The sequence below is a fragment of the Delftia sp. RIT313 genome, assembly GCF_000632165.1.
Taxonomy (GTDB): Bacteria; Pseudomonadota; Gammaproteobacteria; order Burkholderiales; family Burkholderiaceae_C; genus Comamonas; species Comamonas acidovorans.
On sequence record NZ_JFYT01000113.1, the window covers coordinates 1 to 13782 of the forward strand.

The following is a 13782-nucleotide window of genomic DNA, read 5'->3' on the forward strand; positions in this document are numbered from 1 at the left end:
GGCCCAGCATGCCCACCCCACGCCCGCGTCCAGCGTGGCCCATCCCGCCTGCGAAACCACCATTGAAGGCCAGCCCGGCAAACGCTTCAGCTTGGCCGAAATCCGCGTCAGCGCGCGCTGCGAGAACTTCACCGTCCACCTGGTCCACACCGGCAGGAAGCCCTGGCAGGAAGCCGGCCACAACTGGGTGCTGGCCCGCAGCGCCGACATCGACGCCGTGATCGCCGACGGCCTGCGCGCCGGTCCCGACCGGGCCTGGGTGGACCACGCCGACGCACGCGTCATCGCCGCCACGCAAATGCTGTCGGGCGGCGAGCACGCCTCGGTCACCTTCCCCGTGGAGCGCCTGCGCAAGGGCGAGAGCTATACCTACTTCTGCTCGTATCCCTCGCATGCGCTGCCCATGCGGGGAAGGCTGGTACTGGAGGATTGAGGCCGCGTCACCACGCGGCAAAGGCCCAAAGGGCCTGCGCGTTCAATGCAGCAGCGTGGCCACCAGGGTCACCTCGGGCACGCCTGCCAGCGCCTTGGACAGCGGGCACTGGGACTTGGCCTCCTGGGCGATTTTCTGGAACTGCGCATCGTCGATGCCGGGCACCTTGGCCTGCAGCGTGAGGGCAATGCGGTCGATCTTGAAGCCCTCGCCATCCTTGGCAAGCCGGACCTTGGCCGTGGTGTCCAGCATCTCAGTGGCGATGCCCGCCCTCTCGCAGGCAAAGGCAAAGGCCATCGTGAAACACGCCGCATGTGCGGCGCCCACGATCTCCTCGGGATTCGTTCCCTTGCGGTCATCCCCGAAGCGGCTGCCGAACCCGTAGGGATGGTCCTTGAGCGCGCCGGTCTCCGTGCTGATGCGGCCCTGGCCGGTCTTGCCTGCACCTTCCCAATGGACGGAAGCGGTTTTCTCGGACATGTGTTTCTCCTGTGCGTTGATTGGACAAGCCGCCATCACAGCACAGGCGCCACAGGGCAAGGCGTGGTCCCGGGGCGCGCCAGCCCCTGCGCGCACGTCCTACAGAGCCAGGCTTAAACACTCATCCAGCGATCTTTGTGATGGCAAAGCCGGCCCCCTCACCCCACAAACACCTGCCGCGTATCCGTTCGCCCCACGATCACCGCCGCCAGCACCGCCGCCCCGGCCGCAACCCCAAAATTCGCCAGATAGGCCGCTTGGGCCGAAGTCTCCAGCAAGGCCGCGAACAGCGATCCGCCAATGGCCAGGGTGGCCGCCACGGCAATGGCCTCGCACAGCTGCAGGGCCGAGCTGTTGGCGCCCTGCTCGCCGGGCGCGGACATGGACAGCGTGAGCACCGACAGGCTTGCCGACAGCAGGCCCATGCCCAGCCCCGACACGATCCAGCCCACCACCGCCACCCACACGGGCACGGCCGGCCAGGCCACCGATGCCGTCAGCAGCACGCCCGCCAGCACCGCGCTGGTGCCCACGCGAAGGAAGCGGTGACGGCTCCACCCGTTGCGGCTGTGTCCCTGGTACCAGGAAGCGGAACACCAGCCCAGCGCACCCGCGCTCAGCACCAGCCCCGCCATGGGCGCTGACAGCCCGTGCTCGCGCGCCAGCACCAGCGGCAGAAACGCCTCGGCCCCGAAGAACGCCGCAAACACCAGCCCGCGCAAGGCGATCACGCTGGGCAGCCCGCGCCCGGCGCGCAGCGTGCCGGCTGGCAAGAGCTTCCAGGTGCAGACCAGCGACAAGGCCGCGGCCACCGCCCCCGCCCCCAAGGCGCCCGCCGATTGCCTCTGCCCGCCCACATACAGAAGGCAGATGCCCGTGGCCGCACCCAAGGCCCACAGCCCGCGCCGCACACCGCCCTGCATGCCCTGGCCATGGCCGCCCAGGCCTTGGAGCGCCGGGCGCAGCATCGCCCCGGCCGGCAAGGCCAGCAGGGGCACGCCCAGGAACACCCAGCGCCAGCCCAGGTGCTCCACCACCAGGCCGCTCAACGCCGGCCCCACCAGCGCGGGCACCACCCAGGCCGTGGCAAACGCCGCGAAAATGCGCCGCCGCAGTGCCTCGGGATACCGCCGGCCCACCAGCACATACAGCGCCACCGACATGCCACCGGCCCCCAGCCCCTGAACCAGCCGCCCCGCCAGAAACACCGGCATGGAAGGCGCAAAGCCCGCCAGCAGCAGCCCCGCCACAAAACACGCCATGCCAGACCACAGCGGCGCCGCCGGCCCGCGCGCGTCGCACCAGCCGCCCGCCACCGTCATGCCCACCACGCTGGTGGCCAGGGTCACGCCAAAGGCAACCGCATACAGCGGCACCCCATCGAGCGCGCGGGCCACCGCTGGCATGGCGGTGGCCACGGCCAGGGCCTCAAAGGCAATCAAGGCCACCAACGAGACGATGCCGATCGTCGTCAGGCGGTAGGGGGAGGACAGGATGGACCAGCTCTCGGCGGTCGTCGGCCGGACCTGATCGTCCAGCGTGAGGGAATCTTGATGGGGCATGGATGCTTCTTGGTTGCAGGGTCTGCGCCGGCCGTGGCGCAGTGCCATGGCGACGAGAAGCCTGGAGCATGCAACCTCAAGTGCGGTTGAGATCAAGGGGGTCCTGCGCCCAAATACCTCTTACCGCTTGATCACACGCCAATACTGGCCAGAGGAGCGGCTGGTGGCCGGCAGCATGACGGCAATCCCATTGTCATTGGCCGTATCCAGCACGACGGCATCCGACAGGAAGCGGTTGTAGAGATGGAACTGACCCGGCAGGTCGCTGGGCGCACAGCGCCATTGCTGGCCGCTGAAGCGTGGGGAGTCTCCCGCTGACGCCGTCATCTTCAGCTCAAGATGCGATTTCCCGGCCACGCTGGTGACATCGAGCGCCATGGTGCCCGGTCCGAACGCCGCATTCTGGACAAGCCAGTAGCCCTTGCCGGTGCGCATGAACCTCCATCTGTCGGCGCCCAGAATCATGGCCGGGACGGAAATCTGCCATGGCTCGAAGTTGAACAGCCCGGGGGGAGACACAAGGCCCGTGCCCTGCAGCAGCGCTACCGCATTGCGCCTTTCGCTCCAATACAGGTTTTGCAGCCCGACCCATTGGCGGTCCTTGAGCATGGGGCATTGGTCGTACAGGTAGTCGCCCGTCTCGTAGCGCCGAAAATCCGTATCGCTGAGCCGCTGGGCCGAGAGTGCGTGCGCCTCGGCGGAGATCCGTGCCAGTTCCCGCATGGCGGCCGTCATGGCGATCAAGGGCACGGATGAACCACGCACCGGCCTTACCGGCAAGATGCGGCGAGCATTTGCAAGGTCGGAGGCCACGGCCCGCCAGCGCAATGCCAGGGTGCTGAATTCCGTTGCCATCGCCTGCGGCGCGGGCCCAAGGCGGACCACCGCGTTTGCCGGTGGCGGCTGCCTGGCATGGTGCGCGGCGGCCACGCGAAGCAGCGAGGCATGACTTTCCAGCTGCGCCACGACGGGTGCAGCCGCCGCAATGGCCGTATCCATCTCCGTCTCGACGGCTGCGACACCCGCATTCCACCGGGCCTCGTCCAGCGGGGCGTCGGGGGCCAGCGAAACGGCTTCCAGCTGGTCGCACAGTTGCTGCAAACGCCCGACGGCCTGCCCCAGCTTTTGCACCGTATCGGCCAGCCCGTCGATACGGGCACGCAGCGTGCCCCAAGCGGCCGATGCCGCCTTCAGCGCAGGGAACGACTGCATGCTCTCCAGGCTCCTTACCAGCGTCATGCGGCCGCTGGCATCGTCCAGATCAAGCCCGGTCAGGAACGAGAACTCGGCGATATCGGTCCATACCTGCCTTGCGACTGGCTCACGCGCGGGCTCGGCTTCGACGCGGCAGCTTGATGCCAGGGCGCCACCGCAGCACAGCGCCGTGGCAGCGGCGGGCAGCCACAGAAGCCGGGTCATCTGGCGGCAGTGCCGGCCATCAACAGGCGCAGGGCCCGAGGCGCTGCCGGCATCTGTCGGGGCTCCAGCACTTCGATCAGCCACGTCGTGAACGGCGTCGGGCAGACGTCTCCCAGATGCTGCGAGAACTCGATCTGGTCGCCGGCGTACGTGAAGTTGATCTTCAGGGGCGAGCAGAAAAGCCTCTCGTCCCCGTTGCCCGTGCTGTCGTGAAAGTCGCTGCCGGTCACCATGTCGATATTGATGCGCTGGGCCGAGGCATCGGCAAACTCCAGCCAGGCCTGCACCGACGAAAGGCGGATGCGGCGGTAGCTGGCCAGTGCCGGATGGCTGGTGGCAATGGACAGGCTGATGGGCTGCCCATGCGCCAGCTGCTGCAGCAGCGCGGCGTCAGTGACCCGCAATTCCCGCCGCAGATCCCCTTGGGTCCTCGCATTGGCCGCCTGCGCGCTGGCGTGGTCTGCCAGCAGGGTGGCGTGTGCATCTGCCATGGCAGCGGCCGTGCCCGGCATCGAAAGACGGTGGCCGGGCTGCTTGCCTGTCTCGTAGGCCTGTGCGGCGCGGACCCCGAAGCAGTCCACGAAGAAGCCGCGGCGCGCACTTTCTGCCCTGAGGGTGATTTCCCCCTGCAGCCGCGCGCTGCGCTCCAGCTCTGTCAGCGCCTGCTGCTCCAGCGCCTGCAGGCGCTTGCGCTTGCCGATCACCGCAACGTATTCCAGCTTGAGCGTGGCAAGCTCACGGGCAATGGCATTCTTGGATGCGCTTTGCTCTGCCAGCAGGCGGCCATAGATGGCCACCTTCTGCACCTGTGTCTTGAGGGTGTTGGCGGCGTTGCGCACGGCCGCCTCGGTGCCTTCCGTGGCAAGCACCAGATCCAGCCGGTTGACTGCATCGTTCTCCAGCACCGTCCATGCGGCCTTGGCTTCATTGGCATCCGGCATGAGCGCAAGTGCACGCATGGTGTCGCCCAGCTCCCGGGAAATCCCCTCGACATCCAGCCCGCCCAGCGGCCCACGGATCACCGGCAGCACCGCATTCAATGCGCCCTTGGCGGGATCCACCAGATTCTTGAGCGTGCTGGAGTTGTGCCTGGCCCATTTCAGTGGAATGGCAAACGACTGGCCCAGGGCCTTCAGCGCCTTGAGCGGGCCGTCTATGCTGCCGCCGAGCGTCTTGGCCTGCCCGTACAAATCCTTCAGGCCGAGCACGCCTTTCTGACCGGTCTCGGTCAGCGCCTTCGGGTCGGGCGGCACGCCCACGCACAGGGCCGCCACACTGCCCGCGACCGCAATGACGCCAAAGGCGATTTCCAGGCTCATCTTCACGGTGCGCACGATCTGGGCAACGTCGCTCGCCAGCTTCAGCCGCATGGCGGCAAGTTCCGCTTCAAGCTCCTCCTGGCGCACCGTGCGTGCGGCGCGGTCAAGGGCCTCGATCTGCTGAATCAACCGCTGCTCCAGCTCGGTGCAACGTGCCTCCAGCGTCTTGAGGTCCAAGGTATCCCGGTCGGCAAACGCCTGCGCGACGCTGCCCACGGCACCTGCCAGCTCGCCGCTGGCGCGCAGGCTGCGCAGGTGGGCCTCCATGGCCGCCATCACCTCCTGCCGGGCCTTGGCCAGCGACAGATAGCTGCCTGCGCTCAGATCAGGAATCGGCTTGGCCAGCCCGTCAACGCCCATGACCGGCAGCAGACGCTGCAGCGAACCCGCCGCCTGGATCAACTCGCCAAACCCGGACTCGACCCCTGACCAGCGCGTGATCCAGCCCAGCGCCTCATGGCACAACGCCAGCTCGGCCGCGCTATGGCCGGGCCTGCCCGCCATGCCGGCGCTCAGGGCAAACAGCGCGGCCAGCACCCTGTGCATCGGCTCGCCATGCTCCAGCAGGCCGGGCGGCACGGGGGTGTGCTTCACCACAGCCCGGTTGTCCTGCCACAGGAAATTGCTGAACTGTGGCCGCGCCACCGTGTCCCAGGCCTCCTCCAGCGCATAAGGGGTGTCGCGCGTGGGGCCGCCGTACAGTGTGAACCGGCCCTCCACGGTTTCCACGAAAATGCGCACCCTGCTGAGCTCGTTGTCCGCGTCATGCAGCATGCGCAGAACCGTCGTGCCTTCGGAAACAATGCGGCGGGCAACCACCGTCAGTCGCCGCACCGCACCGTCAAGCCGCCTGTCGAACCCCTCGGGCACCACCACGGTATCGGCATGGATGTCCAGCGCCTGCAGGCCAGCCGCGTCGGCCTCGTCCAGCAACACCTTCAGGTCCACCACCAGATCGGCCACGGTGCCGAAGGGATTGAAGTTGCCGTCCGGCGCGCGGCCACCGCTGCAGACCAGCGGCCCTGGCGGCACCAGGCCCTCGGCTCGGTAGCGATCGATCAGGGTTCGCAATTCAATGGGAGTTATCGCGGCAGTGAGCGCGGCAGTGAGCGCGGGAGTCATTGCTGAAGTCATGGCGGGTGATTCCAGGTAAGGCACTGCACCTGTGCAGCGGTTGGACAAAGGCCGGAGCAGATCGCTCAGGCTGCCTTCTTGCTGGCAAGTTCCACCAGTTGGTCCACGCTCTGCGCCTTTTTCGGCGTGCCGCCGAAACGGCGGAAATGGTCTGCCTGTCCGGCGACACGTGCCCAGCCCTTCTTGGCCGTGCCCAGCACCACCGTCAGGCTGAACCAGTTTTCCCCTTGCAGGGACTTGCGGCCGGTGGTGCTCAAGACCTTGTGTATGTTGCCCAGATCGGCAGAAATCGCACGCCATGCCTCGCCCAGGGTCTTGAGCTTGGGACCCAGGTCTTCAATGCTCTTGCTGATGCTGTCAAAGCGATCATTGCTTCGGTTGTAGTAGCCGATGAAGCGCTCGTTCGTGGCCATCGTGGCCTGGATGGTTCTCACCTCATCCACCTTCTCGGCAATCTTCCTGCGCGTGACCGCAAGGTCCGCACCCACGCCGATATCCACCCCCGCCAGAATCAGCGGCCCGAAAAGCGGAATGGCCAGATAGGCCGGAGACGTGGACAGCACGATGACTTCATCCTTTTCCTTGCGGCGCAGGGCCTTCAAGTCGTTCTCCAGCTTCTCCACGGCGGCCTTCAGCTTCTGGTTGGCAGCACCCTCGGCGCCCAGCGTGGTCGTGAACTTCTGCTTTTGTCCATTGAATGCGGTCTTGCAGGCATTCAGGCGCACCAGTATTCCGTTGCCGTTGTCAAGAATGGAGTTCTGCAGCGCGAAGGCACGCACCGAACGCGCATTGGCGTCTTCAATCAACTGCTCCAGCGCGCTGCTGAAATTGCGCTTGATCTGCTCCGAACGCCCGCTGGGCGTATCGCTTTCCCAAACCTTGACCAGGGCCTTCCATTTCGCTTCCACTGCCGGCTCCGCCGATGGGGTGGGAGCCCCGTCCAGATCGAAACGGTCCACCAGCTCGATCAGCCGCTCATAGGTGGTTGCCGCCACATCGTTGTACTGAACGATATCGTCGGCCAGCGTCAGCATCTTGTCCTGCACATCGGCCTTGAACTTCTGGCCGACATCCTTGAGCGTGACGAACAGCTCCACCGCTTCGGAAAACTCCGGCCTGAAATCATCCTGCTTCTGCATGCCCAGCATGGCGCGCATCAGCTCCGTGGTGGTCGGGTTGTCGGTAACTGCCGACTCGAAGAACGTCGTCAGCCCGATCCAGTCCTCTGAACTGAGAACGCAGATTCCCTTGTAGATATCGGCAGACGGTGTGAAGGCATTCGTTGAATTTGCAGGGTCGGACATGGCGAAGGCTCCTGATGGTGAAAGGCCGAATTCGGCCTCGAATCGGTGTGCAAACAAGCGACGGCGTTGAAGAAATGACCGCACCGCAGTCATCGCCCGCCCTCCTTTTGCGCTCCAGTCGACCGGATGCTAGGTAGCCGCCATGGCCCTGTATGTCCCCCAAACAAGTGACACAAATTCATACAGCACTGGGGATAAGGACAGCAGCCGGACTGCTCTCTCACACCCAATGGCGCCTGTCCCCTGCGCGACCCATGGCAATGAGCACGATCAATCCATTGCCCCAAATGACAAGGCAAGGAATTTCGTAGACCAGGCATACACCACCCGCTATGCAATCAATAGCGCATTGCACACATTCATCGCCAACCAGAAGACATCATCAGTGTCAATTTCTCTTGATTTCACCGCACCCATTGGCACAGGAATTCGCCTCACCCATAAATGTTGCAAAATGTTCGGCAATTTGAACGATGGAGGAGCGGGAGTGGCAAGAAAACGAAAGACCAGCACGGCAGAAGACCTCATGGATCTGGTCGCCATGCTGCCCTGGTGGGCCGGCATCGCATTGGCTCTCACCAGCTACATGGTGCTGCACTCCATTGCCATCCGTCCCCTGCCTGCAGCACAAAGCCCGCAGCAAATTGGCCAATTGGCCACCACGGCCATCTGGCAGGGCCTGGCTACCGGTGGCCAGTACATCCTGCCCCTCATCTGCCTGGCCGGCGCGGCCATTTCCGCCGTGCGCAAGCGCCGCCGCAGCCGGTTGTTCGAAACCACCTCGGCCAGCTCCAGTGCGGATGCGCTGCAGAACATGTCATGGCGGGAGTTTGAAACGCTGGTGGGTGAGGGATTTCGGCGGCGCGGCTACAGCGTCAAGGAAACCGGTGGCGGCGGGCCCGATGGTGGCGTGGACCTGGTCCTCTCGAAGGATGGCGAAAAGACACTGGTGCAATGCAAGCAGTGGAAAGCCTTCAAGGTGGGCGTTTCCACGGTGCGCGAGCTATATGGCGTCATGGCGGCCAATGGGGCCGCTGCCGGCTTTGTGGTGACTTCTGGCCGGTTCACTCAGGAAGCTGTGGCGTTTGCTGCGGGAAGGAATATCCACCTCATGGACGGCGCCGCGCTCATGAAATTGCTCAAGGAGGCAAAGGCCCAGACGGGAGCGGCTTCAACAACCAAGGCCCGGACTTCCACACCTTTGGCGAACCCTGTGCCTGTGGCCTAGCCCCTCAAGACGGAGCCTGCTTTTGACACAGTGCGACCGGCCGCTTCCCCAATACCCGGCTGTCCTCAATGCGGGAAAGCCATGGTTCAGCGGGTTGCCAAGCGAGGGCCTGCGACTGGGAAGGCGTTTTGGGGGTGCTCGGGGTTTGGTGCGGGGTGTCGGGGGACTCGGGAGATGGCTGGGGTTGGGGATGGGAATTGATTTTTTAGCTGGTCTGCTTTCGACCCAAAGTAGCCGTTGGACAAAACTAACTCAAAGCTGCCGTTGATGCATACCCGCAGACTAGCGATCAAAGCCGAGCCGCCTATACGACCGGCGCGGGCCTAATGGCAAACTATAGTGTCCCATTGGCGGCTGCGGCATTTCGCGAAAATTTTATACTTCTACTTTTGAATAGTGACCGCAAGCCCAAGCTGCAGAGCACCTCCACGAGGATGTCAGTGTGCAGAGTATCCCAACCGTTCCAGCTTATTCCACTGATTTTTCGTGATGCATCACATTAGATTTCACAAGTCACCATGAGCAGAGCGCGAGACATCATCCAAGAGATTGCGGACATACGACAACGTCGGCAGTTCGGCAGCGCAATGGCCGAGTTGCCGTTACGTTTGTTCGCACTGGAAAATGCCTTCAAGTCGCACGACAGGTCACAAACAGAATTGACTCGCTACTTTCCGGTTGCGCTCGTAGCTTGCATGGAAGGATATTTTCGAATGGCCATTCGGGAACTAGTCGATTCTGGAGACCCGTACTTGGCCAATGCGGAGAAGGCGGCCTCAACGTTAAAACCCGACTTCTCGATCATTCGCGCAGTGCATGGCCGGCGAATCACAATAGGTGAACTTATAGCCCATAGCATTCCAATAAGTCGCCTAGAACATATTGACAGTACACTCACTTCCCTCCTTGGAACCAAATTTCTCAAGAAACTCGAGGCAACGACCGATCGGTGGGCTCATGAAGTGCGAGGCGAACCGGCTCGTCCAATGCTGACCGACCCTGGGGTGGTCTTCTCCAATGTTTCACGGACGTTCGATCTCCGCCATGTCATTTGTCACGAGATTGCATCAGCATACGAGATCGATACGGCTGAAATTGAAGCGTGCTTTGAGAGTTGCGTTGCGTTCCTCCGCGTAGCTGACGAGTGTGTTTCCGAGACGCTTCATCCAGGTTCACCACTAACGCAAACTGATATGAACATCGCAGCAGCCGACGGACTTTGTGATGCGGAGGCACGACTTTCGGCTGTCGTTGCAAAGCTAACGAGCAGTCCTTCGGACGAAGCCAATAAGGCTATCAATCAAGTGAATCTCAAGTGGCACGATTTTGCCGAAGCTTGGGTAGCTGCTCGAGTAGGCGACCGAAGCCAAGGCGGAACGATGTGGCCTATGCTATATGCTGGCCTAAAGCAATCGCTTGTCGAAAAATGGATAGTTGAACTTGAAGAATACCGAGATCATGGCAAAGGTGAAATCTAACCAGTCTCTTAAGCGGATGCGCCTTCAGCATGCCGCTTAAGTAAAAATTCTAGCGGCGAATTACACTGCCTCTCTTATCTTGACTCAAGGTACAAATGAACATTTTTATCAGCCACAACAAGAAGCAAAAATCTATTGCTCGATTGCTCGCGATGGCACTTGTCGAGAACGGGGAAAACGTTTGGTTCGATGAGTGGCAACTAGCGCCAGGTGACTCGCTAGTCGGCGGAATCGAAAAGGGACTCGCAGGTGCCAACGTCTTCACCATAATCTGGTCCAAAGACGCTGCAAAATCCAACTGGGTCGGCACCGAGCTTCGCGCCTACCTCAGGCGTCTAGTTGACGATGAATCCCTTCGTGTTATTCCAATAATGGTCGATGACACGCCGCTACCGATCTTGGTCGCCGACTACCTTGGGTTCGAGGTTAAATCCTCTCGATCTATTGGAGAAGTTGCAGCAAAGATATGTGGCTCACCCTCTGCAACGGAAATAATACCCCGTCTTCAGGAACGAATCTACGAATTAACTATAGACTCCGACGCAAAAAATGACCCGTTGCCATACAAACGGTGCCCAGATTGTGGAGAAGACTCATTTGACAGGCGATCTAACACCGACTATCGGAATGATAGAGTTTACTACGTAATTTCCTGTAAGAAGTGCGATTGGAGCGAATGGACGGAGTAGCGCGTTTGTGTGCGATTCTGCTGGCAGCACAGGCAACTGGTCTACATACCGCCAAACCCTTCTATCGGGAGCGCGACAAAATCATGACCCGGTAAGGATCCGTTGTCAATTTTCCGCTTTGCCGGGCCATGATTTCGACCGCCTATCATGTCAAACGTTCAGTGCCCGCTTTCAGCTCACACTAACAGCCGCTCTTGAGCAACCTGCGGTTGTTGCAGGCCAATCCTGAGCAGGCGTCCAGCTAGAACCTCTAAAGCCGTCATTCACCCATGATGGCCAGAAAACCTTCGATTTCCTGCTGCCCCATGTCTCGCAGATGCCGCAAACACTGCCATTTCACAAACATGCGCACCCATTGCACGTAGGCTTGCTCGGCACGCAGGCTTATAGTGTTTGTAACGAATTCGCTCACGGATCAGGTCCAGCAAACGTGTGATGCGCAACACAGGAGGAGAGGCCGGCTTCATGGCTGAATTTAGTACTGTATTTTTGCACAGAAAACGCGCCGTCGAGCTAGGCTACAAGCCCCTTTCCGCGTTTTTTTCGCGCCAATTTAGACCGCAAGCGCCAGATATAGCCTGCGGCTTGGTGCGATCTACATCACGTTAGATTTTCTCAGCAACCTCAAACGCCTACAGAATAATACCGACTCACCGCATGACAACAAATCAATTGTGCGCACTAACAGGCAGGACTGGAAAGTTTGTCAAATCCCACATCATTCCCCTAGCACTAACTCGCTTGGAACGAACAGGCGAGAAGTTTGTGGAGGCCGGTATAGGATTGGGCATAAAGACCAAGTCAAACAGCTGGTACGACAATGCACTTGTCACAAGGGAAGGTGAAGACATCCTTGCAGATATAGATGCAAAGGGCATAGAAGCACTCCGAAAGCATAAACTAGTTTGGAGTGGCTGGAGCAATGAAAAAGAACTATTTTCAGATGATCAAGTCCTTCACAATGGGGTGCCTCACCATAGGTTCATCCAACTCGACTGCGCTCGTGATCTTCAGCTTCTCTTCCTAAGCATCTTGTGGCGGGCTGCCGCGTCGAAGCGATCTGAGTTTCAAGATTTCACGCTTGAACCAGCGGAGCTTGAGCAATTGAGGGTTAGAGTTCTCAACAAGGATCCAGGCGACTTCGGCGAATATCCAATTCAACTCTTTCAGATATCAACCCTGGGGATACATCACAATCGAACTCCTTTGATGGAGTCAAAAGAAATACCCAATGCAGATGCCAGTCCAACTGAAATAGTTGAATACGCTAGAATCTACTTTGACGGCCTAACTGCACACCTTCACTTGCCGCGGGGCAAGGCTCTAGGTGAAATATATATACAGACATGCCTCGGCAACCCCGAGGGAACCGTTGTCTTTCTGCACAGATTTGAAAACTCAAGAGCACAAGCGAATATTGTCGAGATGATAGAGACCGTGCATCAGGAGCAGATCACCCCGCAGGCACCTTTGAAACCAATAGCCTCTGCCATTCAGTCTTCCTATGCAATACCCACAGAGAATTGCCAACGTGCAAAGTAAATAGTCTAACTATCGGTTCAACGCGCACACCAACACTGGCCATGGCTTCATCATTTTTATGGCCAGCATTGGTACCCTCCGCACTTCGTGCTACAGTGCCGGTTAACCTGGGCGTCAGGCCTTACAGGAGAGTTTTTTTGCGTATCGTTTTCGAGGATGAACCCCTAGACCTTGAGCAACCTATCTGGCGATATTCCAAGACGGATCGCTTTCTAGACTTCGTAAAGACCGGCCATATTTACTTTGCAGCAGCCCGTCAATTCCAAGATCCTTTCGAAGGTGCTGTGGCGGTAATGCCTCCAGGCTTTCCTGTTGACCCCCGTTACGCAGAGCTAGAGTATGGTGATTGGGCATTCGAGGAATTACGGCGCCTGACCAAGATCAACTGTTGGCACCGAGCTCAGTACGAGAGCGACGCAATGTGGCAGCTGTACGCCGGCGCATGGAAAGGTGTCGCGATTCTTAGCACACCTAGTCGTATCGCAGCCGCTGCCGAACAATTCCGCCTGCAACCTCAATACGGGCATGAGGATCTTTGGGCGGGGAATGTTAGATACGTCGATCTTCTCAAAGATCGGCTCAGGGTCAGTACGCTCCACCGCTTTTTGTACAAACACGCTGCATTTTCTTAGGAGCGGGAGTTCCGTCTCGCTATCTCCCTCCGCACGGCTGAAGAATTCGGAGTTCCCGTCCCAGCCGAAGGCATTAAAGTACAGTTTGAGGTTCCGCAACTTGTTCATCGAATTTTCATAGGTCCGTCGCTTACCCCATCTGATAAACAAGCTGTTCGTGAAGCTGCCGAGGCGATTGGTCTTAGTAAGTGCATACGAATATCCAGCATGCTGGGAACTCCGAGGTATACATAGATGGGCACACCAGCAGCTTCAACAGCTACTGCTCGCGGCCTAACTGGGTGGTCAAGCGGACGCCAACACTGGCCATGCCTTTGGCATTTTTATGGCCAGTGTTGGTACCCTCCGCACCTTCGGTGCTCCGGCGCCGCTTACCTTGGACGTTGAGCGCCCGCTTTCACCTGCCACCACCGACTGCTAGTGGCCGAGAGCAGTCCTCAAGAGACTGACTATCCACCTACTCCAAACCCCGCTAGCAGCCCCAATCTACCCAGAAAGGCCACGCATATCATGCGTAGCCTCCCAGTGCGGCCCCCCAGTCAATCCGTCCCCCGCACCACCC

The 13782-nt window shown here is 60.4% G+C and carries 11 protein-coding genes and 1 pseudogene; 6 read left to right on the forward strand and 6 right to left on the reverse strand.

Features of this window, described 5'->3' with window-relative positions; all coding sequences use genetic code 11:
- Positions 1-433: azurin (azu, locus tag BW39_RS29320; protein WP_043825845.1), on the forward strand; the 433-nt coding region annotated here is incomplete at its 5' end.
- Positions 434-475: 42 nt separating this feature from the next.
- On the opposite strand, the gene BW39_RS29325 is transcribed toward azu, so the two are convergent.
- The 5 genes from BW39_RS29325 to BW39_RS29345 form a co-directional block, all read right to left on the reverse strand.
- Positions 476-913 (reverse strand): OsmC family protein, encoded by a 438-nt coding sequence (locus tag BW39_RS29325; protein WP_043825849.1) that lies wholly within the window; start codon positions 911-913, stop codon positions 476-478.
- Positions 914-1071: 158 nt separating this feature from the next.
- Positions 1072-2475 (reverse strand): MFS transporter, encoded by a 1404-nt coding sequence (locus BW39_RS29330; RefSeq protein ID WP_200871560.1) that lies wholly within the window; start codon positions 2473-2475, stop codon positions 1072-1074.
- A 120-nt stretch (positions 2476-2595) separates the two neighbouring features.
- Positions 2596-3894 carry a hypothetical protein gene (locus BW39_RS29335; protein WP_043825853.1) on the reverse strand — a complete coding sequence of 433 codons (1299 nt, stop codon included), beginning with the start codon at positions 3892-3894 and terminating at the stop codon, positions 2596-2598.
- Positions 3891-6347 carry a hypothetical protein gene (locus BW39_RS29340; protein ID WP_043825855.1) on the reverse strand — a complete coding sequence of 819 codons (2457 nt, stop codon included), beginning with the start codon at positions 6345-6347 and terminating at the stop codon, positions 3891-3893. Before BW39_RS29340 ends, BW39_RS29335 begins: the two co-directional genes overlap by 4 nt.
- 65 nt (positions 6348-6412) lie before the next feature.
- Positions 6413-7744 (reverse strand): alpha-xenorhabdolysin family binary toxin subunit A, encoded by a 1332-nt coding sequence (locus BW39_RS29345; protein WP_235264313.1) that lies wholly within the window; start codon positions 7742-7744, stop codon positions 6413-6415.
- A 394-nt stretch (positions 7745-8138) separates the two neighbouring features.
- Here BW39_RS29345 and BW39_RS29350 point away from each other — a divergent pair.
- The 3 genes and pseudogenes from BW39_RS29350 (at position 8139) to BW39_RS30735 (ending at position 11046) form a co-directional block, all read left to right on the forward strand.
- A pseudogene (locus BW39_RS29350) lies at positions 8139-9080 on the forward strand (restriction endonuclease).
- Between the two features lie 317 nt (positions 9081-9397).
- The gene (locus BW39_RS31450) at positions 9398-10357 is read left to right on the forward strand and encodes a lysozyme inhibitor LprI family protein (RefSeq protein ID WP_152547339.1); all 960 of its coding nucleotides are present in this window, start codon (positions 9398-9400) and stop codon (positions 10355-10357) included.
- Positions 10358-10452: 95 nt separating this feature from the next.
- Complete coding sequence (locus BW39_RS30735) at positions 10453-11046, forward strand: toll/interleukin-1 receptor domain-containing protein (protein WP_081816315.1); 594 nt, start codon at positions 10453-10455, stop codon at positions 11044-11046.
- A 259-nt stretch (positions 11047-11305) separates the two neighbouring features.
- On the opposite strand, the gene BW39_RS30740 is transcribed toward BW39_RS30735, so the two are convergent.
- Positions 11306-11458 (reverse strand): phage integrase N-terminal SAM-like domain-containing protein, encoded by a 153-nt coding sequence (locus BW39_RS30740; protein WP_200871561.1) that lies wholly within the window; start codon positions 11456-11458, stop codon positions 11306-11308.
- Positions 11459-11703: 245 nt separating this feature from the next.
- Here BW39_RS30740 and BW39_RS31455 point away from each other — a divergent pair, with 245 nt between their 5' ends.
- Both BW39_RS31455 and BW39_RS30745 read left to right on the forward strand, forming a co-directional pair.
- Positions 11704-12588, forward strand: coding sequence for a hypothetical protein (locus BW39_RS31455; protein WP_161787015.1), 885 nt, complete (start codon positions 11704-11706; stop codon positions 12586-12588).
- A 137-nt stretch (positions 12589-12725) separates the two neighbouring features.
- Complete coding sequence (locus BW39_RS30745; RefSeq protein ID WP_200871562.1) at positions 12726-13220, forward strand: hypothetical protein; 495 nt, start codon at positions 12726-12728, stop codon at positions 13218-13220.
- Positions 13221-13782 lie beyond the last annotated feature (562 nt).

Excerpts from the sequence above, each read along its gene's own strand:
- BW39_RS29325 (WP_043825849.1), bottom strand. The coding sequence starts at position 913 with ATGTCCGAGAAAACCGCTTCCGTCCATTGGGAAGGTGCAGGCAAGACC.
- BW39_RS29330 (WP_200871560.1), bottom strand. The coding sequence starts at position 2,475 with ATGCCCCATCAAGATTCCCTCACGCTGGACGATCAGGTCCGGCCGACG.
- BW39_RS29335 (WP_043825853.1), bottom strand. The coding sequence starts at position 3,894 with ATGACCCGGCTTCTGTGGCTGCCCGCCGCTGCCACGGCGCTGTGCTGC.
- BW39_RS29340 (WP_043825855.1), bottom strand. The coding sequence starts at position 6,347 with ATGACTTCAGCAATGACTCCCGCGCTCACTGCCGCGCTCACTGCCGCG.
- BW39_RS29345 (WP_235264313.1), bottom strand. The coding sequence starts at position 7,744 with ATGACTGCGGTGCGGTCATTTCTTCAACGCCGTCGCTTGTTTGCACAC.
- BW39_RS31450 (WP_152547339.1), top strand. The coding sequence starts at position 9,398 with ATGAGCAGAGCGCGAGACATCATCCAAGAGATTGCGGACATACGACAA.
- BW39_RS30735 (WP_081816315.1), top strand. The coding sequence starts at position 10,453 with ATGAACATTTTTATCAGCCACAACAAGAAGCAAAAATCTATTGCTCGA.
- BW39_RS31455 (WP_161787015.1), top strand. The coding sequence starts at position 11,704 with ATGACAACAAATCAATTGTGCGCACTAACAGGCAGGACTGGAAAGTTT.